27 protein-coding genes and 5 tRNA genes are annotated in these 25,199 nt (G+C 53.0%); 11 read left to right on the top strand and 21 right to left on the bottom strand.

The genetic code is table 11. The annotated features are described in order from the left end of the window. Positions 1 to 174 precede the first annotated feature (174 nt). Positions 175 to 564 carry a hypothetical protein gene (locus ACE6ED_RS11695; protein ID WP_410827289.1) on the bottom strand — a complete coding sequence of 130 codons (390 nt, stop codon included), beginning with the start codon at positions 562 to 564 and terminating at the stop codon, positions 175 to 177. A gap of 516 nt (positions 565 to 1,080) precedes the next feature. Between ACE6ED_RS11695 and ACE6ED_RS11690 the strand changes: the two genes are divergently transcribed. The 4 genes from ACE6ED_RS11690 to ACE6ED_RS11675 all read left to right on the top strand — a co-directional run bounded on the left by ACE6ED_RS11690 (position 1,081) and on the right by ACE6ED_RS11675 (position 6,753). Beyond that, entirely contained in the window at positions 1,081 to 2,616 is a 1,536-nt protein-coding gene (locus ACE6ED_RS11690) for a PTS transporter subunit EIIC (protein WP_410827288.1), read from the top strand. Further along, entirely contained in the window at positions 2,613 to 3,464 is an 852-nt protein-coding gene (locus tag ACE6ED_RS11685) for a PRD domain-containing protein (RefSeq protein WP_410827287.1), read from the top strand. Before ACE6ED_RS11690 ends, ACE6ED_RS11685 begins: the two co-directional genes overlap by 4 nt. A 219-nt stretch (positions 3,465 to 3,683) precedes the next feature. Continuing rightward, positions 3,684 to 5,135, top strand: a complete 1,452-nt coding sequence (locus ACE6ED_RS11680; RefSeq protein ID WP_410827285.1) for a glycoside hydrolase family 68 protein — start codon at positions 3,684 to 3,686, stop codon at positions 5,133 to 5,135. A 79-nt stretch (positions 5,136 to 5,214) separates the two neighbouring features. Then, positions 5,215 to 6,753, top strand: a complete 1,539-nt coding sequence (locus ACE6ED_RS11675) for a glycoside hydrolase family 32 protein (RefSeq protein ID WP_410827284.1) — start codon at positions 5,215 to 5,217, stop codon at positions 6,751 to 6,753. Positions 6,754 to 6,813: 60 nt separating this feature from the next. Here ACE6ED_RS11675 and ACE6ED_RS11670 read toward each other — a convergent pair. Together ACE6ED_RS11670 and ACE6ED_RS11665 are read right to left on the bottom strand one after the other, a co-directional pair. Continuing rightward, positions 6,814 to 6,896, bottom strand: a tRNA-Leu gene (locus ACE6ED_RS11670). A 145-nt stretch (positions 6,897 to 7,041) separates the two neighbouring features. Beyond that, entirely contained in the window at positions 7,042 to 7,539 is a 498-nt protein-coding gene (locus ACE6ED_RS11665) for a helix-turn-helix domain-containing protein (RefSeq protein ID WP_410827283.1), read from the bottom strand. Positions 7,540 to 7,683: 144 nt separating this feature from the next. Between ACE6ED_RS11665 and ACE6ED_RS11660 the strand changes: the two genes are divergently transcribed. Continuing rightward, positions 7,684 to 7,941 (top strand): XRE family transcriptional regulator, encoded by a 258-nt coding sequence (locus ACE6ED_RS11660; RefSeq protein WP_410827282.1) that lies wholly within the window; start codon positions 7,684 to 7,686, stop codon positions 7,939 to 7,941. A gap of 32 nt (positions 7,942 to 7,973) precedes the next feature. Continuing rightward, positions 7,974 to 8,627, top strand: a complete 654-nt coding sequence (locus tag ACE6ED_RS11655; protein WP_410827281.1) for a hypothetical protein — start codon at positions 7,974 to 7,976, stop codon at positions 8,625 to 8,627. Between the two features lie 107 nt (positions 8,628 to 8,734). Here the strand turns inward: ACE6ED_RS11655 and ACE6ED_RS11650 are convergent. The 10 genes from ACE6ED_RS11650 to ACE6ED_RS11605 form a co-directional block, all read right to left on the bottom strand. Beyond that, positions 8,735 to 8,817, bottom strand: a tRNA-Leu gene (locus ACE6ED_RS11650). A gap of 3 nt (positions 8,818 to 8,820) precedes the next feature. After that, positions 8,821 to 8,895: transfer RNA gene (locus ACE6ED_RS11645), tRNA-Glu, on the bottom strand. A 318-nt stretch (positions 8,896 to 9,213) separates the two neighbouring features. Continuing rightward, a complete protein-coding gene (locus ACE6ED_RS11640) occupies positions 9,214 to 10,413 on the bottom strand; it encodes an ABC transporter substrate-binding protein (RefSeq protein WP_410827280.1) in 1,200 nt (399 codons plus the stop codon). Between the two features lie 91 nt (positions 10,414 to 10,504). Next, on the bottom strand, positions 10,505 to 11,209 hold the full coding sequence (locus ACE6ED_RS11635) for an ABC transporter ATP-binding protein (RefSeq protein WP_410827279.1): 705 nt from the start codon (positions 11,207 to 11,209) through the stop codon (positions 10,505 to 10,507). 3 nt (positions 11,210 to 11,212) lie between these two features. Then, positions 11,213 to 12,001: an ABC transporter ATP-binding protein gene (locus ACE6ED_RS11630; protein WP_410827278.1), complete on the bottom strand. Its 789-nt coding sequence runs from the start codon at positions 11,999 to 12,001 to the stop codon at positions 11,213 to 11,215. Then, positions 11,964 to 12,947 (bottom strand): branched-chain amino acid ABC transporter permease, encoded by a 984-nt coding sequence (locus ACE6ED_RS11625; RefSeq protein ID WP_410827277.1) that lies wholly within the window; start codon positions 12,945 to 12,947, stop codon positions 11,964 to 11,966. Before ACE6ED_RS11625 ends, ACE6ED_RS11630 begins: the two co-directional genes overlap by 38 nt. A gap of 12 nt (positions 12,948 to 12,959) precedes the next feature. Beyond that, positions 12,960 to 13,862 (bottom strand): branched-chain amino acid ABC transporter permease, encoded by a 903-nt coding sequence (locus ACE6ED_RS11620; protein WP_410827276.1) that lies wholly within the window; start codon positions 13,860 to 13,862, stop codon positions 12,960 to 12,962. Positions 13,863 to 14,329: 467 nt separating this feature from the next. Further along, a tRNA-Ser gene (locus ACE6ED_RS11615) sits at positions 14,330 to 14,418 on the bottom strand. Positions 14,419 to 14,425: 7 nt separating this feature from the next. Continuing rightward, a tRNA-Asn gene (locus ACE6ED_RS11610) sits at positions 14,426 to 14,501 on the bottom strand. Positions 14,502 to 14,614: 113 nt separating this feature from the next. Continuing rightward, positions 14,615 to 15,361 (bottom strand): MBL fold metallo-hydrolase, encoded by a 747-nt coding sequence (locus ACE6ED_RS11605; RefSeq protein ID WP_410827275.1) that lies wholly within the window; start codon positions 15,359 to 15,361, stop codon positions 14,615 to 14,617. A 126-nt stretch (positions 15,362 to 15,487) separates the two neighbouring features. Between ACE6ED_RS11605 and ACE6ED_RS11600 the strand changes: the two genes are divergently transcribed. Further along, positions 15,488 to 15,916, top strand: a complete 429-nt coding sequence (locus ACE6ED_RS11600) for an Lrp/AsnC family transcriptional regulator (protein ID WP_410827274.1) — start codon at positions 15,488 to 15,490, stop codon at positions 15,914 to 15,916. A 235-nt stretch (positions 15,917 to 16,151) separates the two neighbouring features. Here the strand turns inward: ACE6ED_RS11600 and ACE6ED_RS11595 are convergent, their stop codons facing one another. Both ACE6ED_RS11595 and ACE6ED_RS11590 read right to left on the bottom strand, forming a co-directional pair. Continuing rightward, the gene (locus tag ACE6ED_RS11595) at positions 16,152 to 17,345 is read right to left on the bottom strand and encodes an MFS transporter (protein ID WP_410827273.1); all 1,194 of its coding nucleotides are present in this window, start codon (positions 17,343 to 17,345) and stop codon (positions 16,152 to 16,154) included. Positions 17,346 to 17,581: 236 nt separating this feature from the next. Next, positions 17,582 to 18,061, bottom strand: coding sequence for a SprT family protein (locus ACE6ED_RS11590; protein WP_410827346.1), 480 nt, complete (start codon positions 18,059 to 18,061; stop codon positions 17,582 to 17,584). Positions 18,062 to 18,179: 118 nt separating this feature from the next. On the opposite strand from ACE6ED_RS11590, the gene ACE6ED_RS11585 reads away from it, so the two are divergent. Both ACE6ED_RS11585 and cmpA read left to right on the top strand, forming a co-directional pair. Next, on the top strand, positions 18,180 to 18,542 hold the full coding sequence (locus ACE6ED_RS11585; RefSeq protein ID WP_410827272.1) for a hydrolase/acyltransferase: 363 nt from the start codon (positions 18,180 to 18,182) through the stop codon (positions 18,540 to 18,542). 178 nt (positions 18,543 to 18,720) lie between these two features. Then, positions 18,721 to 18,852 carry a cortex morphogenetic protein CmpA gene (gene cmpA, locus ACE6ED_RS11580; RefSeq protein WP_410827271.1) on the top strand — a complete coding sequence of 44 codons (132 nt, stop codon included), beginning with the start codon at positions 18,721 to 18,723 and terminating at the stop codon, positions 18,850 to 18,852. A 143-nt stretch (positions 18,853 to 18,995) separates the two neighbouring features. On the opposite strand, the gene ACE6ED_RS11575 is transcribed toward cmpA, so the two are convergent. Both ACE6ED_RS11575 and ACE6ED_RS11570 read right to left on the bottom strand, forming a co-directional pair. Then, positions 18,996 to 19,166 (bottom strand): hypothetical protein, encoded by a 171-nt coding sequence (locus ACE6ED_RS11575; RefSeq protein ID WP_410827351.1) that lies wholly within the window; start codon positions 19,164 to 19,166, stop codon positions 18,996 to 18,998. A gap of 161 nt (positions 19,167 to 19,327) precedes the next feature. Next, a complete protein-coding gene (locus tag ACE6ED_RS11570) occupies positions 19,328 to 19,822 on the bottom strand; it encodes a DinB family protein (protein WP_410827270.1) in 495 nt (164 codons plus the stop codon). 161 nt (positions 19,823 to 19,983) lie between these two features. Here ACE6ED_RS11570 and ACE6ED_RS11565 point away from each other — a divergent pair, with 161 nt between their 5' ends. Continuing rightward, complete coding sequence (locus ACE6ED_RS11565; RefSeq protein ID WP_410827269.1) at positions 19,984 to 20,538, top strand: CGNR zinc finger domain-containing protein; 555 nt, start codon at positions 19,984 to 19,986, stop codon at positions 20,536 to 20,538. 37 nt (positions 20,539 to 20,575) lie between these two features. Here ACE6ED_RS11565 and ACE6ED_RS11560 read toward each other — a convergent pair whose 3' ends face one another. Next, on the bottom strand, positions 20,576 to 21,142 hold the full coding sequence (locus tag ACE6ED_RS11560; RefSeq protein ID WP_410827268.1) for a PadR family transcriptional regulator: 567 nt from the start codon (positions 21,140 to 21,142) through the stop codon (positions 20,576 to 20,578). Between the two features lie 203 nt (positions 21,143 to 21,345). Here ACE6ED_RS11560 and ACE6ED_RS11555 point away from each other — a divergent pair, with 203 nt between their 5' ends. After that, the gene (locus tag ACE6ED_RS11555) at positions 21,346 to 22,524 is read left to right on the top strand and encodes an MFS transporter (protein ID WP_410827267.1); all 1,179 of its coding nucleotides are present in this window, start codon (positions 21,346 to 21,348) and stop codon (positions 22,522 to 22,524) included. Positions 22,525 to 22,675: 151 nt separating this feature from the next. On the opposite strand, the gene ACE6ED_RS11550 is transcribed toward ACE6ED_RS11555, so the two are convergent. From ACE6ED_RS11550 to ACE6ED_RS11540, 3 genes are all read right to left on the bottom strand, one after another. After that, positions 22,676 to 23,131, bottom strand: coding sequence for a hypothetical protein (locus ACE6ED_RS11550; protein WP_410827266.1), 456 nt, complete (start codon positions 23,129 to 23,131; stop codon positions 22,676 to 22,678). A gap of 68 nt (positions 23,132 to 23,199) precedes the next feature. Further along, positions 23,200 to 24,108 (bottom strand): ABC transporter ATP-binding protein, encoded by a 909-nt coding sequence (locus tag ACE6ED_RS11545; RefSeq protein ID WP_410827265.1) that lies wholly within the window; start codon positions 24,106 to 24,108, stop codon positions 23,200 to 23,202. Next, positions 24,101 to 25,195 carry an ABC transporter ATP-binding protein gene (locus ACE6ED_RS11540; protein WP_410827264.1) on the bottom strand — a complete coding sequence of 365 codons (1,095 nt, stop codon included), beginning with the start codon at positions 25,193 to 25,195 and terminating at the stop codon, positions 24,101 to 24,103. The genes ACE6ED_RS11545 and ACE6ED_RS11540 overlap by 8 nt, the downstream gene beginning before the upstream one ends. Positions 25,196 to 25,199 lie beyond the last annotated feature (4 nt).

Below are 25,199 nucleotides of genomic sequence, written 5' to 3'. Positions count from 1 at the left end.
CTTAGAATAGACATGGGCCCCCGGTTATTCCGATGAATTCTAAGGGGTTATAGCCTATCAGCTAAGCAAACGTAACGTTAACTGGTCCTGCAGACGTTTGCCAAAGCATTTGCCGAGCAAAAAGACGTGACCTGGTAGGCCGTTTACTGTAACCAAGGATTGCAATATATCGGATTACCCCGTAACCAGCCACGTCTTGGCATCCTCCGGGTCGCCATAATATTGAATCGGCATCGTAAATTGGTGGGCCTGCTTGCGCAAATATCTATTTAGCCGATGTACGTTGCCATAATTCCCGACAATCGCCAGTTTTCTGATATGAGACTGCAGTCTGGTCAGATTCGCTGCAAATTCAAGCATAACCTCCCTTGTAAGCTCTGTTTCATAAAAATCCACCCATATGGCCAGACGCCTAGGCTGTCCCAGAATAAAAGCCTCCTCTTCTTTCATCAAGCTGAACAAGGATTCGCTATTTGAATGGAAGCTGCCATATTTTAAACAATGTATTTCTCCACCCTTGTAGTGATAAGGGAAAATTGAACCCCCGGGAGATTTGACGATCATCCGAATATCCCTCCGTAAAAAATAATTTTTTTACATCATTAAAACTATGTCTATCTACTTGCACAATTGTTTGCAAGGCTGACCTCGAACACATAATCGGAGATCCCCCCGCTCCATCAATGTCCTATCTAGTAAAATTCTACCACAGAAATAGTGGAATTTATAAGCCTTACCTCAATTACCTAACCCCGACGTAAAACACCGATTGCCGCCAGGCTGCATGCACAGACTGAACTCTCCCCTTTAAAGTTGAAAATGTACAACTCTTACTTAGAAAATCAAACACTGCTGCGCCCTTTCTACACTCTTGATCTATAGCCCGCAAGACGGAAACTTTTCCACAAGTGACTCTCTTGCGGGTTATTTGTCTGGGAATTACTGACCATTGATTTTGAAATGGATCAATGTCAAAATAGGATTAAAACATGTTACGAATTTGTAACTTTTAGCGGACCTTCAAGGTCCTTTTTTTGTATTTATAAAAGCTGATGTTCAATATGTGTAGGGAGGATTGAAATGGAGAAAAAGAATCTCCCCCCTGACCAAAACGGAGAAAGCTCCAAGGAAAGCCGCGGTTCGGCGCAAGAGTTGGCCATGCGTCTAATTGAGTTGTCGGGTGGACCGGATAATGTGGCGGAAGTCTCTCACTGCACGACCCGTATTCGGCTTAAGCTGAAGAACAGTGCAATGGCCGATGAGGCTGGCCTTACCGGCATGCAGGCGGTTCAGAGTGTATTTGTCCGAACCGGGTACCTGCAAATTATACTGGGACCGGCCATTGTCATGAAGATACACCGTCAGATTGCCCGTATTCTTGAGGAACATTCAACATCTCTCAAACGGGAAGAGGAACCGCCTGGTGGTTTGCTGGAACAAATAAAGCAGGAAGCCGTTAATGTACCGGTACCTGCACCGGCCCCTTCCTTGCAGGACTGGAAAAAGCGTGTGCGGTCAACCTGGGGCAACAAGGGCCTGATCCGCCGGATTATGGATGCAGTATTCCTCTTTTCCGATATTGTTGTGCCGATGATCCCGCTCTTTGTGGCGGTTGGCCTGCTGCTGGGCTTACTCGGAATCATACAAGCCTTCGGGTGGGCACCACAGGACAGCTTTTACGTTCGAACCCTGTCGCTTCTGACAGGTTCCGCTTTTCAGGGGATGAGCGTAATGTTCGGTTACCAGGCAGCCAAGAGGCTGGGAGGCATTCCGCCGCTTGGTGCTGCAGTCGGTCTTCTGATGACCAGGCCCGACCTGGTCTGGACATTAGAATCTTCCGGTGAGCAAACAGGCCGGATGGGTATTCTTAGCGCACCTCAGTTCGGATATCACGGTACCGTGATTCCGATTATTCTTGCTGTTTTTTTGATGACTCTTGTAGAGAAGTGCCTTCGCCGGATTATTCCTTCATCTGTCGCCATTATGATAATCCCCTTATCAAGCTTCATCATTGGCGGCACCCTTGGCGTTCTTGTCATTGGCCCTCTCGCCACAGAACTGGGCGGGGTGCTCAGCAGTTCGCTGGAACACGTATTTAAGTACGGGAGTACCGTGTTCGGGCTTCTGCTTGGCGGAGTTTATAGCACAATCGTAATGTCCGGACTGCACCACGGCATACAAGCTATTGAAGTCGGACTGATCTCAAATCCCGAAACCGGAGTTAACTTCCTGCTGCCTATCTGGTCCATGGCGAATATCGCGCAGGGCGGTGCCGGACTTGCGGTATATGCCTTTACAAGGGATGAAGCATTGAAAAAAACAGCACTGCCTGCTTCATTAACTGCCTTCCTGGGCGTTACTGAACCGATTGCCTTCGGCGTAAACCTGAAGCTTGGCCGTCCCTTCTTAGGGGCTGCTGTTGGCGGAGCCGCAGGAGGCGCTTATGTTGCTTTTCATCAAGTGGTAGCCAATTCATTTGGATTGACCGGCATTCCGATGATTGCATTTATCGTGCTGCCCGGGTACATAAATCTAATTCATTATCTGATCGGATTCCTGCTTGCGGCGGGAACAGCCTTTGCGGTTACTTGGATTCTTGGGGTGGAACAATCATGAAAATCAAAAAAATTCTTAATAATAACGCGGTTGTAGTAGATGACCTGGGGGAAGAAAAGATTGTCATGGGTTCAGGTATTGCTTATCAAAAGGGAAAAAACGATATTGTTGATGCGACCCGTGTTGAAAAGGTATTTATCATGGATGATCCGGATCAGTACAGCCACCTTCAGGAAATGTTCCGGACCCTGCCTGAGGAGGAAATAGAGGTGTCGGAGCAAATTATTTCGTTCGCCGAGCGTGAGCTGGAGGTAACGTTTAATAAGCATATCCATATTGCGCTAACGGATCACCTTTCATTCGCCCTGGAGCGGATCGGAAAGGGAATTGCGATTCAGAACACGCTTCTCGATGAAATACGGATTCTGTATCCGAGAGAGTTCCAGATCGGGCAGCATGCTCAAAAAATTATTTACAAGAAACTGCAGGTAGAAATTCCCACGGACGAAGTCGGCTACATTGCTATGCACATCCATACGGCCTGGAAAAGTGCCGGTGCTCACGGAACGAATGAGGATAACATGCCACTTATCCGTGATATTGCTGATGGCATAGAACAAGCTGTCGGCGTTCCGCTTGACCGGGGCTCCGCAAGCTATGAACGTCTAATCACCCAGCTCGAGAATATCCTGCAAACAGATGAGACGAACAAGCTTCAAAATGAGCTTAACCCGGAAATCGTATCCATCACTAAAGAGCGATACACGGAAGCTTTCTCTCAGGCAATCCGGATCAGTGATGAGGCAGCAGAGGATTACGGGTATAATTTTACCGACAGTCAGATCGTATTTATCGCTATGGAAATTAACCGGATAAAGACTCGATTTAACGATTTGCTTACGCCATAATGAAATAATAGAGACTTTAGACCTATAGAAATTCTTCGTAAGAACGTTATAGAATAACCGTGACAAACAAATATGTCGGGATTGTTACTGTTAAGCAGGCAAGACCTAAAAATCCGTGAGGGATCGTTTACTATCGCTGTAAACCCCTTTGGGAATTTTTAGGTCTTTTTTTATGTTTAACAGGATCCCAAAATAAGGAAGCGGAAAAGGAGACAGAATATGAATATCAAAACGTTTGTGAGACAGGCAACAGCAGCAACCTTTGCAACAGCTTTGCTGGTAGGCGGCGGCGCTTCCGCCTTTGCAAAACAAAGCACGGACTACAAGGAAAGCTACGGCTTCTCCCACATTACACGCGCAGACATGCTGAAATTACCTGAGCAACAGACCAGCGAACAATTTAAAGTCCCGCAATTCGACGCTTCAACAATCAAGAACATTCCTGCAGCAGTAAAATACGATGAAAATGGCAACAAGATTAATATGGACGTATGGGACACCTGGCCGCTGCAAAACGCAGATGGAACCGTGGCAAACTATAAGGGATATAACATTGTGTTTGGTTTGGCGGGCGACCCGAAGAGGGGATCCGACACTTTCATTTATTTGTTCTACAAAAAAGCTGGCGACAACACCATTGAGAGCTGGAAAAATGCCGGCAGAGTATTTAAAGATACTGACAAATTAGGTCCAAACGATTCCATCCTGAATAACCAATCGGAAGAATGGTCAGGTTCGGCAACGTTAACCTCTGACGGGGAAGTTCGATTGTTCTATACCAACCGTCATCCTTGGGCGCCTGAGCAGGGATTCTTCGGCAAACAAACCCTGACAACAGCTCAAATCAATATATCTCAGCCGGAAGCCGGCACACTTAAAATCGACGGCGTGGAAGACCTCAAATCCATCTTTGACGGCGACGGTATAAACTATCAGACGGTTAATCAGGCATTCGGTGCCGGTGACTATTCCGATAACCACACACTAAGAGATCCTCACTATGTGGAAGATAACGGCCGCAAGTACCTTATCTTTGAAGCCAACACCGGAACAGAAACGGGCTACCAGGGTGAAAATTCCTTCTTCAATAAAGCTTTCTATGGCGGAAGCAACGTCTTCTTCGAAGCCGAGAAACAGAAATTGCTGCAAAGCCCTGACAAGAAGTTCATGTCCATCGCTAACGGTGCGCTGGGTATCATAGAGATTAATGATGACTTTACTCTGAAGCAAGTAATGAAGCCGCTGCTCGCGTCTAATCTGGTCACGGATGAAATTGAGCGGGCTAACGTATTTCAAAAAGACGGCAAGTGGTACTTGTTCACCAGCACAAGAGGTGCCAAGATGTTCATTGAAGGAATCGATAAAGAAGACATATACATGCTTGGTTATGTAGCTGATTCTTTAACCGGACCCTATAAGCCTTTGAACAAAACAGGCCTTGTACTGCATCAGGATCTTAACCCTTATGACGTTACCTGGACCTATGCTCACTTTGCCACTCCGCAGGTGAAAGGCGATAATGTCGTCGTTACCAGCTACATGACAAACAGAGGCTATTTCGCAGATCATCAATCTACTTTTGCACCGAGCTTCCTGCTGAACATTAAAGGGTCCAAAACTTCGGTCGTCAAAGACAGCATCCTTGAACAAGGACAAATTACGATCGAGTAGGATTAACTATTTTTGAATAATTATAAAAGAGAAGATGCCGATGCGGCATTTTCTCTTTTTAATAGACAGCGGGGTATTCATGAACACGACCAGAAGATTTCGCCCACAGCTAATCGTCCTTATTCTATGTATAGGCAGTTTGATTCTTATCCTACACAGCTCCTTATCACCCGCCCCCCAGGAAGATCAGCAAACTTATCGGGCCAACTATCATTTTACGGTTCTGGACCATTGGAAAAACGACCCGCAGCGGCCAATCTTCCTGGATGGAAAATATCATTATTACTATCTCTACAATCGTGATTATCCACAGGGAAGCGGAACGGAGTGGCGGCATGCGACTTCAACGGATTTGGTACACTGGAAGGATGAAGGAGTCGCCATTCCAAAATATACGAACCCGAACGGAGACCCGTGGTCAGGCTCGGTGGTTATGGACGGGAACAACACAGCCGGGTTTGGAAAAAACGCTCTTATAGCGATTGTTACACAGCCCTCTGCGGATGGGGGAAAGCAGGAACAATACTTATGGTACAGCACGGATAAGGGAACAACGTTCAAATCTTACAGCGATAAGCCGGTACTCCCAAATCCGGGTACAGCCGATTTTAGAGATCCAAAGGTCATTTGGAATCCTGAATCTCATAAATGGGTTATGAGCATGGCAGAAGGAACAAAAGTAGGGTTCTATGAGTCTTCCAACTTAAAGGATTGGAAATACACCGGCGGTTTTATGACGGAAAATATAGGACTTGTGGAATGCCCCGACCTCTATCCTATGAGAGCAAATGACGGCACCTATAAATGGATACTTGGCGTTAGCGCAAATGGCAAAGCGGCCGGTAAACCCAATACCTATGCTTACTGGACAGGCGGCTTCAACGGGAAGGAATTTAATGCAGATTACAGGGAGCCGCAGTGGCTTGACTATGGATTCGATTGGTATGGAGCAGTAACCTTTGAGGACGGGAACAGCAGCGATAAGTACGATCACCGATATGCTTTGGCCTGGATGAACAATTGGGATTATGCCCATGAAACACCGACACTGCGGGAGGGTTTTAATGGTATGGACTCCGTTGTCCGCCGGATAATGCTTCAGCAGGGTAACAACGGTAACTATCGTTTGGTTTCACAGCCTATTGAAGCCTTGGAGCAATTATCGCAGGCCACGGACTATTTTAATCAAATCATAGTTAACGGCACACATACCCTTCCTGTAACCGGTGATTCGTACCAGCTGGATGCCGATTTGTCATGGTCTGAGCTTAAGAATGCAGGAATAAGGGTTCGGGAATCGCAGGATACAACCCGTCATGTAGATGTGGGAGTGTTCATTACCGGCGGATACACTTATGTAAATAGAGCTTATACAGGACAACCGGACAAGAGCGGACAATACCTGGAAAGCAGGGCTCCCTTTGAAGTGAGCAAAAAGAAAGTTCACCTGAAGATATTCGTAGATAAGACAAGCATCGAGGTCTTTATTGATGACGGGGCCGTCGTTTATTCCAATGTCGTATTTCCGGAAGCGAATGATACGGGAATCACTCTGTTTTCCCAGGGAGGTACCGCGATTTTCAGGGATGTGAGGATACAGCACTTCATCCCTAAGTAATAAAAACTAAAAAGCAAAAGAACCTTGAATCATCAAGGTTCTTTTGCTTTTTAAATGTTATGCGGTAGAGAGGACTCGAACCTCCACGGGCGTACGCCCACTACCCCCTCAAGATAGCGTGTCTGCCATTCCACCACTACCGCGCGGTGTATTGCTCTGTTCGAAACGAACATTTCTTATTATACATATCGAATAATAAAAAGTAAAGCGGTTTTAGGTGTCAGATTCTGGGTGCTGGTCTCCCGTGGTATCCGGGTTTGAACCGCATCCCCCAAGGCTTCCCTGCTTTTAATGGCTTCCGCCTTCCGGAGTTTCCGTATCTTCCAAGGCTTCCGCGCTTTCAGGGTTCTCTTGTTCTTCCACGTTATCCGGGTCTTCCGCGTGTTCCAGATTGTCCGATTGTTTCAGCGTCCCCGGTTCTTCGGGGTTCTCCCCACTCTCCAGGCCCCTCCGGTATTCAGTAAAAGCAAGATACTCCTTAATGAAGGTCTGCTCCTCCGCCGTCAAACGCCGTAAGTGGCAATCCGGTTGCCGTTTATCGTCAAAAAAATAATCGCCCGCCTCTTCACGCACAATTGCCGGCGGGTTTTTGCCCAAAATCAGCCAGTCCAGACTGACGTTGAAGAAAGCCCCGATCTCAATCAATTTATGCGTTCCCGGCGTGGACTTGCCGCGTTTCCAATCGCCCAGGTTCCCGGTGCTGATTCCAAGCTGCTCGCAGAACGATTTCTTGGTCATTCCTTTATTGTGGATCAGGTATTCAATCCGATCATAAATTGACTGCATCGCCCAAAACCGCCTTTGACCAAAAAATAACACGCAAATGCGTTATAATCACTTGTAAAATGACGTAAAAAAGTATATCATTAACTATTATTATGATTTGTTCCATTATACCATACCTGCCGAAACGCCGATAAGAGGTGCGACATGAACAGAAAGCGGCCTGTAACTCCCTACGGCTGGGCAATCAAAACCCGGCTGGCGGAGCTTCGCCTCGACCAGAAGCAGTTCTGCGAGATGCACGGAATTCCGCCCTACCGTCTGTCCAATCTTATACACGGCACCCGCAAAGCCGAGCGGTACCGCCGTCAAATCGATGAGCTGTTGGGCCTGCATGCACAGCCGCCCGACGAACCCGCTGATTCTGGCTCCGATTCCAAAAGACGGCAGATGGCTTCATCTTAGTCTTCCATCCCGCAAGTGTCAAGGAGGATCCTATGTCAAACTTTTCGTCTCATTCTGCGCAGCAATGTATGGATGCTCTGCCGGAACGCGCCCTGCTCATCGATAACGGAGGACGCATCCAGACAATGAGCGATTCCTGGATCTCTTGGGCACACGGCCGCGGTATTCCCGTCCGTCCGGTCCGAATTGGCTGCAATTATCTCGACCTGATGCAGGAAATTACGGGTGACTGCCGGAGAATCGGCAGACTTCGCCGTGCGCTGCAGGAAATTCAGTCAGGCGGCTGCTTGGTATACAGCGATGTTTTCCCGGGAATGACCGCTCAGGGAATCCGCAGCTTTCGCGTGGAGCTGTTCCCGCTTCTTGCTCCGGGACGATACCGTTCTATTGTGATTTATCACCAGTCCGTCTTCCTTGCCCCAAAATTACGCCTCCAGCATGCGCATCCTGACAGCGAGCTTGTTCCCGCTTCCCGCTATGTCCCGATCTGCGCCTCTTGCAGCAAAATCCGTGATCTCCGGGACCGCTGGATGCCGATTGAGAGCTTCATCCGGAAGACCCTTCAGGCTGAATTTACGCACGATATTTGTCCCGACTGCATACGCAAACTGTATCCGGAATATGCCTCGGCGCTTCAGCTTCCTGACGATTCCGATACCTGCCTCCCGCATTTGCCGGAGAGCTGACCGGACTGTCCGCTTTACGTACATCACCTGATCCATCCGCTCCAAATCGCAAAAAGTCCGGTTCGGCGCCGCATATGCGGCCGCTGAACCGGACTTATCTGGCTGTATGCGGTAGAGAGGACTCGAACCTCCACGGGCGTAAGCCCACTACCCCCTCAAGATAGCGTGTCTGCCATTCCACCACTACCGCATATGGTGACCCGTAGGGGATTCGAACCCCTGTTACCTCCGTGAAAGGGAGGTGTCTTAACCCCTTGACCAACGGGCCTTACTGTTCACACCAAATTTGCGTGACAACAAAAATGAGTATATCAAATACCTCTAACCTTGGCAAGATCTATTTCAAAAAAATAATTTCGTGTAATTTACTTCCTTTATAGATGCCGATAGATGCCGGGCAAAACGGCCCCCGCAAGCTGCGGCGGGCCGTCTTCATCCGCGCATAAAGTATGGAAATCCCGGCTGGGCTTTTAGCCGCTGTAGCTGCTGTAGCCGCTGTAACCGCGGAGATGGTTGTGACTTTTGTGTTGCTTTTACTGTTGTGCCGCTGTTACTGTTGTGATTACTGTTAGTGTTGTTTCCGCTGTTACGGATTCACCTTTGTTTCAAACACCTGCTTGCCGTCCACAAATTTAAGCACGGCAGCCGCTTTGACCGGGTCATGCGATTCGTTCATCGAGATTTTGCCCGTTGCCAGCTGCAGATCCTTGGTACCTGCCAGCGCGTCTTTTAGTTTGGCCGGTTCGGTAGAGTCGGCCCGTTTGAGCGCATCGGCCACCAGCTTCACCGCATCATATCCAAGCGCGGCCATGCCGTCCGGGACAAGATCGCCGTTCGCCGCCTTAAACGCATCAACAAACGACTTGACTTCCGGCGCCGTATCCTCCGGTGAATAGTGATTGGACATATACGTATTCTCCAGCGCCTTGGCTCCCGCGATTTCCGCCAGCTGCGGGGAATCCCATCCGTCGCCGCCCATAAAGGGAGCGGTAATGCCCATTTCGCGCGCCTGCTTCAAAATTTTGCCCACTTCTTCATAATAACCCGGCAGATAAATCACATCGGGATTCGCTTCTTTAATCCGGGTCAAGACGGCTTTGAAGTCGGAGTCCTTTTGCTGATACGACTCCTTGCCGAGGATGGTGCCGCCGTTTTTGGTGAACGTCTCTTCGAAAAAGGTCTGCAGGCCCTTTGAATAGTCGCTGGAAGTATCGGTATAAATGACGGCTGTCTTGGCCTTCAGTGAGTCCTTGGCAAAGTTCGCCATCACCTGGCCTTGAAAAGGATCGATAAAGGAGGCTCTGAACACCCATTCGTTCACCTTGCCCGTGCGCTCATCGACTGTTACTTTCGGATTGGTTGCGGAGGAGCTGACAACCGGGATGCCTTTTTCCTGCGCAACCGGAACAATTCCCAGCGTGTTGGTGGAAGTTGTCGCGCCAATAATGGCGACCACTTTGTCAGTCGTAATCAGCTTCTGGGCAGCACGTGTCGCTTCCTCCGACTTGGAGGCATTATCCGCTTCGACCAGTTCCAGCTTTTTGCCAAGCACACCTCCCGCAGCGTTGATTTCCTGCACTGCCAGCTTGGCGCCCTTGAGCGCAGAGTCGCCAAAAGAAGCCTGGCCTCCCGTCAGCTCCAGATTTGCGCCGATTTTGATCGTTCCCCCGGTATCTCCGCCATTTGCGGTACTGTCCGCTGCGCTGCTGTCCGTGTTGCTCCCGCAGCCTGCCGCCAGCACCGCCGTCAGCACGCCAATCATGAGTATGGCCCCGATTTTCTTCATCCTCTTCCAGCCTCCTATACACAAAATGTAATCTATATGTTGATTCTGTGAAGCCTCCTTCAGCCGGATCCCGCTTCCCCCGGGCCCGGGCTTAATGTCCGCCGAGATAAGCCATCCGGATTTCCTCCGAATCGGCCAGCTCGCTGGCGTCTCCCTCCAGCACCACTCTGCCGGTCTCCAGCACGTATGCCCGGTGAGCGATTTTAAGCGCCTGGTGAGCGTTTTGTTCAACGAGCAGCACCGTCGTCCCCGCCGCGTTCACTTCCTGGATGATCCGAAAAATATCCTGCACCAGGAGCGGCGCCAGCCCCATCGACGGCTCGTCGAGCAGCAGCAGCTTGGGATGCCCCATCAGCGCCCGGCCCATGGCCAGCATCTGCTGTTCGCCGCCGGACAGCGTTCCGGCCTGCTGTTTTTTTCGCTCCCGCAGCCTGGGAAAAGTGGTGTAGACCTTCTCGAAATCCTCGGCCAACGTTCCGCCTGTCTGCAGATAAGCGCCCAACTCCAGATTTTCTTCGACCGACATGTTGGCGAATACTCTCCGGCCCTCCGGACAGTGAATCAGCCCCTGCTTGACGATCGCCTGCACACTTTGATTGGTGATCGGCTGTCCGAGAAACTCGACTGTCCCGGTCTTCGGCTTCAGCAGGCCTGACAGCGTCTTAAGCAGCGTTGATTTCCCCGCACCGTTGGCTCCGATCAGCGTTACGATTTCCCCCTGCCGCACGTGAATGCTCAGGTCTTTTAAGGCATGAATTGCACCGTAATACACATTGATCCCCTGCACGCTCAACATGGCTCAACCCTCCTGTCCCAGATAAGCCTCAATAACTTTGGGATGGCTGCGGATCACTTCGGGTGTTCCGTCGGCAATCAGCGTCCCCCGGTCCAGCACATAAATCCGGTCGCACACGCCCATTACGAGGGACATGTCATGCTCGATCAGAAGAATTGTCAGATCAAACTGCTTACGGATCCAGGCAATCAGGTTCATGAGATCCCGTGTTTCATTCGGATTCATGCCCGCCGCGGGCTCATCGAGCAGCAGCAGCTTCGGTCCGGCAGCCAGCGCCCTGGCGATCTCCAAACGCCGCTGATTGCCGTAGCTTAAATTCCCGGCCAGCTCTGCTGCCTGATCCTTTAGGCTGAAAATATCAAGCATCTCCATCGCCCGCCGCGTAATATCGGCTTCCTCGCGAAAGTGCTTGGGCAGACGGAACATGGAGCTGACCGCCGAATGCTTTGCGTGCTGATGAAACGCGATTTTGACGTTGTCCAGCACGGTCATGGCTGTAAACAGCCGGATGTTCTGGAAGGTGCGGGCCGCTCCCTTGCGGTTGATGCGGTACGGCTTCATCCCGCCGACGGATTCTCCTCCAAGCCGGATCGTTCCGCTTGACGGCGGATAAACGCCGGTCAGCAGGTTGAACAAGGTGGTTTTTCCCGCTCCGTTTGGTCCGATCAGTCCGATCAGCTCGCCTTTGGCGATATGAAGCGATACTTCGCTGAGCGCCTTCAAACCTCCGAAGGAGCGGCTGGCGTGTGTAACCTCAAGAAGTAGTGCTGGTGCTTGCGCTGATGCCGTCACTTGTCTCCCCCTCCTTCCCGGACTTGGCGGATTTCCGGCCTAAGGTCAGCGGCAGCCCGCCGAGCAGTCCTTTTGGCCGGAAGATCATCATTACAATCAGCATGGCGGAATAAATAATCATCCTTACTTCCGGATAATCCTGGAGATAAGTGAACAGCAGCGTCAGCACGACAGCCCCAATGATCGAGCCCAGCGTACTGCCAAGGCCGCCGAGCACCACCATGACAAGAATTTCAAACGATTTAAGAAAGTTAAAGCTGCCTGGGTTGATGACATAAAATTTGTGCGCCGACAGTCCGCCGGCAATCCCCGCAAACAGGGCACCCAAAGCAAAAGCGATTACCTTATAAAGCGTCGTATTGATTCCCATCGCTTCAGCTGCGATTTCATTTTCACGGATGGCAATGCAGGCTCTGCCGTGTGTTGAGACGATAAAATTGTTGATCACCAGAATCGTCACCAGTGTAAAAAGAAACATGATCGTCCAGGTCGTCTGGTTCGGAATGCCGCTGAGGCCCGAGGCACCTCCTACATACTCCGTGTTAAGCAGCACAATACGGATAATTTCACCGAAGCCCAGCGTAGCGATGGCCAGATAGTCGCCGTTCAGCCGAAGTGTCGGGATGCCGATCAGCAGCCCAAACAAGGCGGCGGCTGCGCCGGCGGCCAGGAGCGAAACGATAAAAGGCAGATTGAACTCAAGAGTAAGAACGGCCGAGACATAGGCGCCAACCGACATGAAGCCGGCATGCCCGATGGAGAACTGACCGGTGATGCCGTTAATCAAATTCAGCGAAACCGCCAGCATGATGTTGATGCAGACCAGAACCAGCGTTGATTCGGCGACGTCGTCCAGGACACCCGCCGACAGCAATATTTGAATAAGCGCATATAAGCCAAGCGAGGCAAGGACTCCGGACCAGAACCGTTTGTTGATTTTCTTCATCTCAGTGTCCTCCTACACTTTTTCCCGGACATTTTTGCCGAACAGTCCGGAAGGTCTGAAGATCAGGATGAGAATCAGCACGGCAAACGCTACGCCGTCACGCCAGGAAGAGTAACCGAGTGAGGAAATTTCCGTTTCCACCGTACCCAGCAGCAGGCCGCCGACGAGCGCCCCGGGAATGCTGCCGATGCCGCCGAGAACGGCTGCTACAAACGCCTTGAGTCCGGGCAGTACACCCATCATCGGGTCAACGGAGTTGTACGTCATTCCGAAAATGACGCCGGCTGCCGCCGCGAGACCCGAGCCGATGGCAAAGGTGGCTGAAATCGTGCGGTCCACGTTAATGCCCATCAGCCGTGCCGCTTCCATATCGAAGGATACGGCGCGCATGGCTTTGCCGATTTTGGTGCGGTGAACGATGTATTGGAGGAGAATCATCAGAACGACGGTGGTGCCGAGGATTAAAATCTGGTTGGAATCCACCTGAACCGTTCCAAAAAGCGTGTACTGCGCCTTGTCGAGAATTTCCGGAAACCCTTTGGCCTGGGGGCCAAACACAAGCACACCGGTGTATTCGAGTAAAAAGGAAACGCCAATGGCCGTAATCAGCACCGCGATACGCGAAGCTCTGCGCAGCGGCTTGTAAGCCAGGCGTTCGATCGACATCCCGAGCAGCGCGCTGACCGTCATCGAGATCAGCAGCGACAGCACCAGCACGAGCACTGGCGGCAGTCCGGCGGCTCCGAGGTACCTCGCGCTGAACAGGCCGATAAAGGAGCCGACCATAAACACATCGCCGTGGGCAAAATTAATGAGCTTAATGATACCGTAAACCATGGTGTACCCCAGCGCGATCAGCGCATAAATGCTGCCGACGGATATCCCGTTAATCAGCTGCTGAATAAAGTACTCCATCGCCGCCACCTCCTCTTTCCATCATCATCCATAATCCCCTTTCTCACCCTTATATCCATTTAATGTTACTTATAGTAACACAGCTTCATTTTTCAGTCACTATATTTGTACTGTATTACATACATTTTTCAAATATATGTGTTAATTAAAGTAACATGAACTTTATACAAGTAATAATATAGTCCGAATGTAACATAGACTAACATAGGTTTGACTAGGATTACGTAGGTTACGGCCTTTTCATCTAACCACGGACTCCTCATTTGCATTTACTGCATAGCAAAACAGGACACCCGCTATAACATTTCTCTCATTCCATTTGGAAACATCAGTTTTTTTGGGGGAGGGGATAAAAAAATATAGACAGGAGAGTAGCAGAGATTTATCGGGGACGCAGTTACTGATAAACGCAAAAAAAGAGCTCCTCAGGAGCTCTTATCTTCAAACATCACATAAAAAATTCGGAACGGAGAGAGAGGGATTCGAACCCTCGCACCGCTTACGCAGTCTAACCCCTTAGCAGAGGGTCCCCTTATAGCCACTTGGGTATCTCTCCAAGATAATGGCTCCCCGAACAGGACTCGAACCTGTGACAACTCGATTAACAGTCGAGTGCTCTACCAACTGAGCTATCAGGGAACGCTGTGAACAAGAAATAATTTATCACGATTTCGCGGTGAAGTCAAGCAAAGTGTTATGGTTTTGTTACCGTTTCCACCCAGTATAAAAAGAAAGCCGCCAAAGGCGGCAATTTATACCCACTCACCATCTTCCGGAATGATCACCCGGTCTTCCAATCCTTCTGCACGGAGATATTCACGCAGAAGTTCACGCGTGACGAAACAGTGATTGATCGCATCCATATGGACCGCAATTACCGTGGTGTAAGGCGCATACCGGCACAGTTCAGCCACCATTTCCCCGTCCATGGTGATGGCGTCCCCAACCCGGAATCTTGCCCCTCCCGCATTCACGACGGTAAATTGCGGACGATGCCGGTCCAGCGCCGCTTTGACTTCCTCACACCAAATCGTATCCCCGGCGATATACACGGACGGCTCTTCGTCCGCCTCCAGCACAAAACCGGACACAGGCCCCATCTGGCGGCCGATCTCCCCCGTTCCATGCTGGCCTCCAGTCCGGGTAATGGTGGTGTTGCCAAAAGCGGCTTGCTCCGCCACCGGGGTAACATGCAAGAAGCCCGCCGCGGCAAATACGCCTTCGTCTTCTTTTTGGCTAAACACGGGCAGCTCCTTGGACAGCAGCTCCGCTGCAGACACATCCCAGTGATCGGGGTGCAGATGCGTAACTAGCACAGCATCCGGCTGCGCCCAGGAATTTGCCGGCGCGGGAAGCTCCACAAGTGGGTTACGATGTTCGTTGGCCGTATTCGGAATAGGCGGCTGCCCTCCTTTTCCACCAAGCATGGGGTCGACCAAATACGTATGTCCCCTGTATTTCAGCCACAACGACGCGTGGCGTATAAGCTGGATTTTCATCCCGTTTTCCTCCTTCTGCTGCCTATCGGCGATCTGCTACAATTGTAGTATGCGGATTGAGGAGCGGTACAGGGCCCGCTGAAAGGCATTTCCGCCAAAATCATTCAAAATGAAAGGAAACGGACGATGAACGCCATATCGCTTGATGAAACGGATCACCGGATCCTCCAGTGTCTGCTGGAAGACGCCACCCGCACGCATAAAGAAATTGGAGAAAAGGTACATATGACGGGGCAGGCGGTCGGCGCCCGCATCCGGCGGATGCAGGACGCCGGGCTGATTGAAGGCTACACAATCCGCTGGAATCCGGAGAAAACGGGGCTCGCTGTGCACGCTTTTGTAACCATCTTTTTAAATTCGGCGTCCGTCCACTCGTCCTTCCAGGAGTTTGCGCGGGGCCACCGCCTGGTCGCGGAGACGCACCGGGTTAGCGGCGAAGGCTGCTACTGGATGCGGGTACGCGCCGGGGATCAGACTGAACTGACTGGTTTTCTGGATGAGCTGCTGGCCTTCGGCAATTACAAGCTAAGTCTGGCAATCGGACAAATCAAATAACTCCTCGCCATTAACCGTGTTCACTCCTGAGATAGGCTAAAGCTGGAACATGCCGGGGCGTTTCTTTATACAAAAAAAGAGCGGTGCAGAGTTTCCTCCACAGACCGCTCCTTTATCCGAGGTATTCATACGATCATTCTCCGGCTGGCCGCTTCCCGCACCTGACAGTCTGGCCGCCTCCGCTCTGAAGGGCAGTTTGCGTCCGCACCTGGCAGCCGGAACGGCCCGGATTATCCTACGCTCCCTGTTTCACCGGGCGTCTGCCTTTGGCCTTCCAGCTCAGTGAGATGAGCAGCGCAGCGACAAGCGCCACCGCCCCAAACGAATACGGCACATTAATGTGCACATCATAGAGCATGCCGGCCAGCATTGGGCCAAAAATATTCCCGAGGCTCGCATACGTATTGTTCAGTCCGGCGACAAAACCCTGGTCTTTTTCGCTTGCCATTTTGGACAGCATGGTATTCAGCGCCGGCCGCATCAGCGACGTAAACGAGAAGAACAGCATCGAGACGATCAAGATGTACCAGAAGTTGCCGGAAAGCAGCAGGGCCGCCATCGACAGCGCCGCCAGCAGCAGCGTGGCATTGATCAGTTTCCGCTCGCCGAAGCGGATCAGCAGCTTGCCGATGAGCCAGGACTGGGTAATGACGCCGATAATCGCGCCGCTGGTGATCAATACGGAAATTTCTTTGGCTGAGAAACCGTAGCCGTGCGCCGCAAACAGCGGGAACACCGTCTCGTAGTTCATCAAACCGAAGGTCATAATAAACACCAGGAACAGCGGAATAAAATACGCCGACCGCAGCGATCCCGACAGCTGCTTCCACAGATTGTCCTGTTTGACCGCCGCCCCTCTGTTCTTCGACTGCAGGCTCTCCGGCAGAATGAACAAAGTAACAAGCACGGCGACAGCCGTAACCGCCGCAGCCGCATAAAACGGCGCCCGGTATCCGCCCTCGGCCAAAAACCCGCCGATGCCCGGTCCAACCGCGATCCCCAGACTCATCGCCGCACTGAGATAACCCATTCCTTTACCTCGGTTCTCAATGCCGGTGATGTCAGCGACATAAGCCATAATCGCCGGGATCATCAGTCCGAGACCAATGCCGCCCAAAAACCGGGAAACATACAGCAGCCACAATCCGTCCGCCAGCGCAATCATCAAATGGGACAGCGCATGCAGGCACAACCCCGACAAAATAAGCGGCTTCCGCCCGAAGCGGTCGGCCCAGCTCCCCCCAAGCGGGGAAAAGAAAAACTGCGTGATGCCAAACGCCGCGGTCAAATAACCCGCCGTCGTTCCGCCCACATGAAAATGCTCCATCATATCCGGCAGCACCGGAATAATAATGCCCACCCCGAGCAGTGCGACAAACATATTGACGCAGATGATCGGCAGCGACCATTTCTTGCTGTCCATTGCCATTCTCAACACTCCTTAATCATGACGGATGCAGAACAAAATCGAGCGCCCCGCCGCCACCCACCCTTTAAATTAGCAGGTAAAAATACGTTACCGGCCATAGCAGCCGATTACGCCGGTTGGGCTCGTTCCTCGTCCGTCTTCCGCTTTCTTGCTCTTCCCCTCTCTATATATGCGGAAGCTCAGTTGTTCAATTATAGGGGGTTTCCTGGTTTTTTGGCAAGTATGCCCAATCTCTGCTAACGCACGCCGGCATCCGGTATCGTCAGCAGCTTCAGCCGGCCCGCACATTTACCGCACCGGTAGCGGCTGGGGTCCAGCTTGCGTTTGCGTAAATACTCGGTCCGGCAGGCGGTGCAGACCAGCTTGTACCGGTAAGGAAGCGGCGCGCGCCGCTTGGCGCCGGGCAGCGTCTGGCAGTAGCGGCTTCCGCCAACCTGAGCCAGCAAACGTTTGAAGTCGGCATCCCGGTGCCGGTACCCGCCGCCCGTTAGATGCAGATGATAATGGCACAGCTCGTGTTTGATGATCCGCTCCGTTTCTTCCCTGCCGAAGGTTTCCAGCTGGCGCGGATTAATTTCTATATTGTGGCTTTTCATAAAATATCGTCCGCCGGTAGTGGATAATCGGCCGTTAAACACGGCCTGATGCCGAAAAGGCAGTCCAAAGCTGTCCCGCGACACCTGCTCGACCCACTGCTGAAGTTCTTCGTTGCTCATTTGCTCCATGGTCTGCTTCCCTGTCCTTTCAAGGCCTAATTTTCTCTCTTGAATTGTAACTTGCCCATACGATACACTGTCAAGAAGAGAAGACAAGCTCGGAAGGGGAATCGTATTTATGCAACGTATGCGTTATGTTATTTTGCAGCAGGAACGGGAGCTGCAGTTCGTGGAACTGCCGGAGGAATATGCGTACCAGCTGAGCGCGCTGAATCTGCGGCTGAACAAGGAGATCGACAAGCTGACGGCCGACAATGTGCCGGCCCTTCCGGCCGCGGTGGCGGAATGCGAATCGCTCGAGCTGCTCCGGGAGCAGGACACGCTGGAGACCGGGCTGTCTTATATCAACCGGCTGGAACAGGCTTTTGCTTCGATCAACGAACGGGAATATCCGCTGATTTCGCTGCTGACCGAAATTCGTGCGCTGCAGGCGCAGCTGGAGCAGTGGTATGAAGAAGAAGCCGAACGGACCCAGGCTTAACCGGGTTCTGGAGGCGCAGCCGGAAATTGTTTTTTTTCAAGAGACCGAGACTAACCGTATGCCGACTTTGATCCGGGCCATAAGCCCGGGTCTTTTTTTTGCCAGTAGCCAGGCACCTGCCGCCCCACTCGCCCATATGCTGACATTACATGAATACCAAGTCAGAGGAGGGGTTCTCTTGCCGCAGTGGCTCTGTCAACAGCTCATGAAAGCCTACAGCCGAAAAGACCGGCGTCAGATCAAGCTCCTAAACGAATGCTGGTTCTATTACCGGGGTTCCGCGGACGTCCGCAAGCAGGATTGGCTGTAGCTATACAGGAGAGTAAACGTTGGGTTCCCGGCTGGGAATCCGTTTTTTGTTAGGATAAACCCTAGACTATTCCACTTTAAACAGCAAAAACCGCCCCGGGCAAGCCAAGGCGGCAGTCGTTAGCGATATAAGGGAGACATTCCTTAGAACATCGGGAATACATAGCGGACCAGGAAATACAGCAGACCGAAGAAAATAATGATATAGGCCAAGTACTTGATCAGCGTGGAAGCGACCAGACTGGAATCCGATTTCTTCTGTACCTCCCTGTGCTCCACTTCCACACTGCTGTCCTTGTAATGCGGATCCATCATTGATCTCTCCTTTCGGGCGTTTAGCCAAGTTCTGCCGTGTCGGGCTTACGCATCATTACCCTGGCCCCAAAGAGGTTAAACAAGGACGGATTTTACCTAAACGAATCAAGAGCAGATCTGGTTAGCGAAAAGAAGATCTGGTTAGCGAGAGCGGCCCTGGCTTAACTGAATCTCCGGGTAGACGGCCAAGAACCCTGCAGCTTCCGGATCAGGACGATTTGTCCGGTATGGTAAGCATCGTGCAAAATCAGGCTCATCACTTCCTCGCCCGGCGCGTGTCCCGAACCGCCCCAGTCATAAGCCCCTTCCCCCAGTGCCTCAATAATCTCCCGCAGCCCCGCATGAGCGTCCTTGAGCCGCTGTACGGCCTGCTCCCAAGCCCCTTCGCCGGATTCGGCCACCGTAAACGTACCGTCGTTATTGTCCGCATGATTCGTCTGCGGCAGCCCTTTCAGCTTCTGAAGCAGCCGCTCTTTGTAATACGTCAAATGATTGACCGTCTCCCAAATCGAGTTAGCCGCCTGGCCTTCCGGTTTCCAAAGCGCCTGCTCGCGTGTGACGCCGTTCAACGCGTCTGCAAGCGGCGGAGCCCAGTCCTCCGTGTCCATCACATAATCCCAGTTTTGCAGCAGCACTTCACTAATTTTGTTTTCCATAGGTACGCCTCCATCTGAATGAGTTTGTCCGCGCATTGTAACTACCATTTCTTTATTTAGAACGTTACATTTGAAATTTAGCATATTCGCCGCAGCAAATCAAGTAACTGGCTAAACGGAGTTTTAATTGTTACAATAAAAGCAGAAAGGAAGAAGATCAGATGCTCTGGGATGATTTTATCAACAGCTACTGGCGCAATTGGCGGACAAGCGACCGAAGCGGCGACCGGGACCGCTTGGAAGACCCCGAATGGATAGCAGCCTGGCTGCGCCGGCACCGCCTTGAAGCGCCGCTCCCTCCAAACGAACAGGAGCTTCGCAAGCTTCAGGAACTGCGCAGCCGCTTGTTTGACACGGTTCGGCAGCTTGCCGGCGGACACCCGCTTGATCCCTTGGTGACGGCCGGCCTTAACGTCTATATGGCAAAAGGCGCGGTGACTCGTACGCTCGAAACGTCGGAAGACGGAACCCTGTCGCTTGTTCTGCAGCCGGCCGAACAGAGCTGGGCTCAAGTCATGGCCGAGATTGCCGCATCCTTTGCGGAGGCTCTGCTGAAAGAACCGTCGCGTTTTCGGGTCTGCGACAACCCGGACTGCCTCTGGGTATATTATGACGATACGCGCAACCGCTCCAAGCGGTATTGCGATGACAAAGCCTGCGGCAACCTGATGAAGGTGCGCCGCCATCGGGCCCGCAAAAAAGCGGAACGGGAATAAACCCGCTCCGCTTTTTTTTTTCAAAATCGCTATCTGGTCAGCTACCCTCCGGGTTAGCCCGTTGTGTACGCTGCTCGAACAGCTCCCGCTTCAACTGCTCCAGAAATTTTAGCTGCAATTCGCATTGATCGTAAATGTTTTGGAAGATGAGCTCCACGCTGCGCGGAATTTCCTGCAGGTATTCCTTTTTCGCCTTCTGTCCCTCCACCATCAGATCATGAATCGCCCGGATTTCCTTCATTTGGTCATTCAGCGCCTGCTCCAGCTTGGGACCTGGCACTTGATCCACAAAAGTAAGCAGCGTGTACAGCGGCGCCGGAAACACCACCGGCGATTTCTGGAACGCCTCAACCAGAAGCCGGCTGAATTCCATACGTCCTTTTTCGGTGACCTCATAGATCGCTTTCGTCCGGTTACCGGTCTGTTCCAGCGTCTGGAGCGCAACATATCCGTCCTTCTCCAGCTTCCTGAGGGCATGATAAATCGAGGCCGGCTGCACAAACGCCCAAATATCCGTCTGGGCCGACTGCATTTTCTGCTGGATTTCGTACCCCGACATTGCTCCAAACGTCAGCAGAACGCCAAGCACCATGACAACGGTCATTGTTCACTTCCCCTATCCTAAAATTTCAGTATTAAAGAGAAAAAACTCTATGATTCGCCTTATTATAGCCGAATTCTGTCCTTTGCTCAAAACCAGCCCGAAATAGGCCGCTTTACAAACGCAATTTCGCATGCTAATCTTACTACATTATTAATACTATAATTTTAGTATTAAACGTATAGTTAGTGGAGAGGAGTACCCCTATGAACTCTGTATCGCCTGCCAAACAAAAATCCGCGCTGCTCGTCGTGGGTTTGGCCATCTTTTTGGATATGTTGATTTATGGTCTCGTTGTGCCGATTCTTCCCCGATTCGCGGAACAGCTCGGGGCTAACCAGACGGAAATCGGCCTGCTGTTCGCAAGCTATGCCGTCGTTCTGTTTATCGCCACACCGATTTTTGGCGCACTGTCCGACCGGATCGGCCGCCGGGGGCCCATGCTGTGGGGACTGCTCGGACTTGCCGCCGCAACGCTGCTGTTTGCTTTTGCCGATAACTTTCCGATGCTGGTGGCCGCCCGTTCGCTGCAGGGCCTTGCAGCTGCCATCACCTGGACGTCGGGCCTTGCAATTATCGCCGACGTATACCCTTCCGCGGACCGGGGCCGCGCCATGGGAATGGCGCTTTCCGGCCAAGCGGCAGGCATGCTGCTTGGACCGGTAGCCGGCGGCTGGCTGTACCAGCTTGGAGATTACCGGCTTCCGTTCTTCGTTGCCGCAGGCCTGGCCATGCTGGACGGCGTGCTCCGCGTCGTTCTGCTCAAGGACCTGCCCGAGCCCAAAGCAGACGGCGGTCTGCTTTCCCCCTTCCGGATGCTCCGGAGCCGCAGCCTTCTGCTGCTTGCCGGAGTTGTCGTCATCGGGGCAGGGATTCCCAGCGTCCTTGAGCCAACTCTCCCGCTGCACCTGCAGGAACATCTCGGGGCCCAGCCGGGCACGATCGGTCTGCTGTTTGCGGTGCCGACGCTTGCTTACGGCCTGGCTACTCCGCTGATCGGCAAGCTGTCCGGCAAATTCGGCTACCGCCGGGCGATTGCCGCCGGGCTGGCGGCAGTTGCCATCTGTCTGCCGCTTGCCGCCCTTCCGGGCAGCGTGTGGCTGCAGGCCGCGGCGCTGGCGCTGCTCGGCATCGCCATGGGCGTCGTGCTCGCCCCCTCGCTGCCCGCATTGGCCGATCTGACCGACGAAAGCGGCCAGGCCACGTATGGCGTTACCTTCGCCATCTACAATACTGCCTACTCCGTCGGCATGCTGCTCGGGCCGCTGCTGGGCGGCACCCTTACCGGCGCGATGGGCCTGAAACTCGCCTACTTGACAATCGGCGGCGTCGTATTGCTCTACATGCTGCTGTATCTAAGCGGACAGCGTAGGAAGCGGGGATAAATGCCATCCGCGGTCTTGCGCCCGTTAACCCCAGCACCACACCACATGCGCCGAAGCCCTCTCTAGCTCCTTGAGTTCAAATAAAAAAAAGCTGACGTCAAAAAGATGACATCAGCTTTAGATAAATGCTCTAGATAAATAACGCTGCCGCTTACCCCCGCAGCGGTTCGATCCGGCAGAATACGGCATCCGTCTCCGCCGCGTCCGCACCGCTGTCCGGGGTCGTCAGCTTCCACCCGTGCGACAGCACCGCTTCCAGCCGGCTTCGTTCGGCCTCGGTAAGCCAGGCCTCCACCGCCTCACTGCCTTCTTCAAGCTTCAGCTCCGCCTGGCGGCCAAGCGCAACTTTGATCCAGCTGAAGATGCCGCGGATCGTGTTGTACTTGATCTGGTAGCCGCCGCGCAGCGCCTGCTCCAGCAGACCCGGTTCCTCGGCGGAAAGCTCCGTCAGCCGCGTATAATCAAATTCATATTCGCTATCATCGGCCGGCAGATCGCCGGACTTTACCCGTTGGAGCAGCTCTTCGTCCGCATATCCCCGGCTCCGCAGCGACTCCAGCAGCAATGCGTCCCACTGCGACAACTTCACCCGTTCCGATTGTTCCATGCTTTATCCCCTCGTTTCTCCCTAGTTCTATGACCCTAAATGAATACAGGCGGAACTCAAAAGCCGATTTACTCGTAATCGGCCACCCAATGCCCCGGCCGGATTTCCCGCAGCGCCGCCGGCGCATCGCCCGGTTGCGCCGTGTAGCGTTCCACGGCGATGTTCCGGTTCCCTGCCCGCGGATCCGGCTCTAAGATTGAAGACAGCAGCGCCTTCGTATACGGATGCTCCGGATTGTCGTACAACTCGTCGCTGTCCGCCACTTCGACCAGCCGGCCGGCGTACATAACGCCAATCCGGTCGGAGATATGCCGGACCATCGACAGATCGTGTGCGATGAACAGATAGGTCAAACCAAACTCCGCCTGCAGATCCTCCAGCATGTTCACCACCTGCGCTTGAACCGAAACGTCCAGTGCCGAAATCGGCTCGTCGCAGACGACGAATTCCGGACGGACCGACAGCGCGCGGGCAATGGAAATCCGCTGGCGTTGACCGCCGCTGAATTCATGCGGGTAACGGTAAAGGTGCTCCCGCTTCAGCCCCACCTTCTCCAGCAGCTCCGCTGCCGCTTCTTTTTGCTGCGCACCCTGATGCACGCCGTGAATTTTCATCGGTTCCGTGATCAGCTCCAGCACGTTCAGACTCGGGTTCAGCGAAGAATACGGGTCCTGAAAAATGGACTGAATCCGCCGCCGGAACGGCTTCAGCCGCTTTTCGCTGAGACTCCCGATCGGCTGCCCGTCAAAAACCACTTCGCCTGAAGTATAGTCATACAGCCGGAGCAGACAGCGCCCGACCGTCGATTTGCCGCTGCCGGATTCGCCAACGAGACCAAATGTCTCCCCTTTGCGGATCTGGAAGCTGACATCGTCAACCGCCTTCAGCACCGATGTATCCCGGCCCCAGATGTCCTTGCCTTTGGAAAAATGTTTTTTCAAATGCTGCACATCCACTAAAATGCGGTTATCACTCATGCGAATCTCCTCCTGACGCAGCGGGTGCAGCAGACGCTGTGCCGCTTGTACCGGATTCGCCTCCGGCCGGTATCACAGCAGCAGCGGCGTCCTCGAGCGCCGCCTCCCCGCCGCGTTCCGGCTCGTCCGCCAGCCAGCAGGCCGAGCGGTGTCCCGGCCCCAGTTCGAAGGCCGGCGGGCGCTCCACGCAGCGCGCAAACGCATGGGGGCAGCGCTCCCGGAACGGGCAGCCAGCGGGCGGATCAATCAGATCGGGCGGCGTGCCTTCGATCGGCACCAGCCGCTCCCGCGCTCCCCCGCCGCGTTTCGGGATGGAACGCAGCAGCCCAAGCGTGTAGGGATGCTGCGGGCGGTAGAAGATATCCTCTACCGACCCTTCCTCCATAATAAGACCGCCGTACATTACAATCACCCGGGTGCACACCTGCGCCACTACACCCAGATCGTGTGTAATCAGCGCAACTGCTGTACGCGTGTTGTTTTTGAGCTCTTTGAACAGCTCCAAAATCTGCGCCTGAATCGTTGCGTCCAGCGCGGTTGTCGGTTCGTCGGCAATCAGCAGCTCCGGCTCGCAGGACAGCGCCATGGCGATCATCACCCGCTGACGCATACCGCCGCTGAATTCGTGCGGATACTGGCGCAGCCGCTGCTCGGGATTGGATATGCCGACCCGGCCCAGCATTTTGGCCGCTTCCGCCGCCGCCTGATCCTTGTTCAGCCCCCGGTGTCTGCGCAGCACTTCCGTGAGCTGGTCGCCGATCCGTTTTACCGGATTTAGCGACGTCATCGGGTCCTGAAACACCATTGCAATCCGGTTGCCCCGGATCTTGCGCCACTGCTTCTCCGTCAGATGCCCAATATCCTCTCCCTGGAACTTGATGGTTCCCGAGACGATCCGGCCCGGCGACGCGATCATCGACATTACCGCCTTGGCGGTTACGCTTTTGCCGCTTCCCGACTCGCCGACAATGCCAACGGTCTCTCCGGCATCAATATGAAAGCTGACACCGCGGACCGCCTGGTTTTCTCCTTCTCTGGTGGGAAACGATACCCGAAGGTCTTCCACCGACAGCAATCGTTCCGTCATGCAG

The organism is Paenibacillus nanchangensis (assembly GCF_046543445.1).
In the GTDB taxonomy this organism is placed as follows: domain Bacteria; phylum Bacillota; class Bacilli; order Paenibacillales; family Paenibacillaceae; genus Paenibacillus_AQ; species Paenibacillus_AQ nanchangensis.
This window is presented reverse-complemented; position numbering and strand designations above follow the sequence as displayed.

Bases quoted from the DNA above. Each gene is read 5' to 3' on its own strand.
- ACE6ED_RS11695 (WP_410827289.1), bottom strand. From the start codon at position 564: ATGATCGTCAAATCTCCCGGGGGTTCAATTTTCCCTTATCACTACAAG.
- ACE6ED_RS11605 (WP_410827275.1), bottom strand. From the start codon at position 15,361: ATGAAAATCCAGCTTATACGCCACGCGTCGTTGTGGCTGAAATACAGG.
- ACE6ED_RS11640 (WP_410827280.1), bottom strand. From the start codon at position 10,413: ATGAAGAAAATCGGGGCCATACTCATGATTGGCGTGCTGACGGCGGTG.
- ACE6ED_RS11570 (WP_410827270.1), bottom strand. From the start codon at position 19,822: ATGGAAAACAAAATTAGTGAAGTGCTGCTGCAAAACTGGGATTATGTG.
- ACE6ED_RS11590 (WP_410827346.1), bottom strand. From the start codon at position 18,061: ATGAGCAACGAAGAACTTCAGCAGTGGGTCGAGCAGGTGTCGCGGGAC.
- ACE6ED_RS11600 (WP_410827274.1), top strand. From the start codon at position 15,488: ATGAACGCCATATCGCTTGATGAAACGGATCACCGGATCCTCCAGTGT.
- ACE6ED_RS11585 (WP_410827272.1), top strand. From the start codon at position 18,180: ATGCAACGTATGCGTTATGTTATTTTGCAGCAGGAACGGGAGCTGCAG.
- ACE6ED_RS11665 (WP_410827283.1), bottom strand. From the start codon at position 7,539: ATGCAGTCAATTTATGATCGGATTGAATACCTGATCCACAATAAAGGA.
- ACE6ED_RS11680 (WP_410827285.1), top strand. From the start codon at position 3,684: ATGAATATCAAAACGTTTGTGAGACAGGCAACAGCAGCAACCTTTGCA.
- ACE6ED_RS11595 (WP_410827273.1), bottom strand. From the start codon at position 17,345: ATGGCAATGGACAGCAAGAAATGGTCGCTGCCGATCATCTGCGTCAAT.
- ACE6ED_RS11575 (WP_410827351.1), bottom strand. From the start codon at position 19,166: ATGATGGATCCGCATTACAAGGACAGCAGTGTGGAAGTGGAGCACAGG.
- ACE6ED_RS11655 (WP_410827281.1), top strand. From the start codon at position 7,974: ATGTCAAACTTTTCGTCTCATTCTGCGCAGCAATGTATGGATGCTCTG.
- ACE6ED_RS11555 (WP_410827267.1), top strand. From the start codon at position 21,346: ATGAACTCTGTATCGCCTGCCAAACAAAAATCCGCGCTGCTCGTCGTG.
- ACE6ED_RS11625 (WP_410827277.1), bottom strand. From the start codon at position 12,947: ATGAAGAAAATCAACAAACGGTTCTGGTCCGGAGTCCTTGCCTCGCTT.
- ACE6ED_RS11620 (WP_410827276.1), bottom strand. From the start codon at position 13,862: ATGGAGTACTTTATTCAGCAGCTGATTAACGGGATATCCGTCGGCAGC.
- ACE6ED_RS11690 (WP_410827288.1), top strand. From the start codon at position 1,081: ATGGAGAAAAAGAATCTCCCCCCTGACCAAAACGGAGAAAGCTCCAAG.
- ACE6ED_RS11565 (WP_410827269.1), top strand. From the start codon at position 19,984: ATGCTCTGGGATGATTTTATCAACAGCTACTGGCGCAATTGGCGGACA.
- ACE6ED_RS11560 (WP_410827268.1), bottom strand. From the start codon at position 21,142: ATGACCGTTGTCATGGTGCTTGGCGTTCTGCTGACGTTTGGAGCAATG.
- ACE6ED_RS11550 (WP_410827266.1), bottom strand. From the start codon at position 23,131: ATGGAACAATCGGAACGGGTGAAGTTGTCGCAGTGGGACGCATTGCTG.
- ACE6ED_RS11540 (WP_410827264.1), bottom strand. From the start codon at position 25,195: ATGACGGAACGATTGCTGTCGGTGGAAGACCTTCGGGTATCGTTTCCC.
- ACE6ED_RS11635 (WP_410827279.1), bottom strand. From the start codon at position 11,209: ATGTTGAGCGTGCAGGGGATCAATGTGTATTACGGTGCAATTCATGCC.
- ACE6ED_RS11545 (WP_410827265.1), bottom strand. From the start codon at position 24,108: ATGAGTGATAACCGCATTTTAGTGGATGTGCAGCATTTGAAAAAACAT.
- ACE6ED_RS11685 (WP_410827287.1), top strand. From the start codon at position 2,613: ATGAAAATCAAAAAAATTCTTAATAATAACGCGGTTGTAGTAGATGAC.
- ACE6ED_RS11660 (WP_410827282.1), top strand. From the start codon at position 7,684: ATGAACAGAAAGCGGCCTGTAACTCCCTACGGCTGGGCAATCAAAACC.
- ACE6ED_RS11675 (WP_410827284.1), top strand. From the start codon at position 5,215: ATGAACACGACCAGAAGATTTCGCCCACAGCTAATCGTCCTTATTCTA.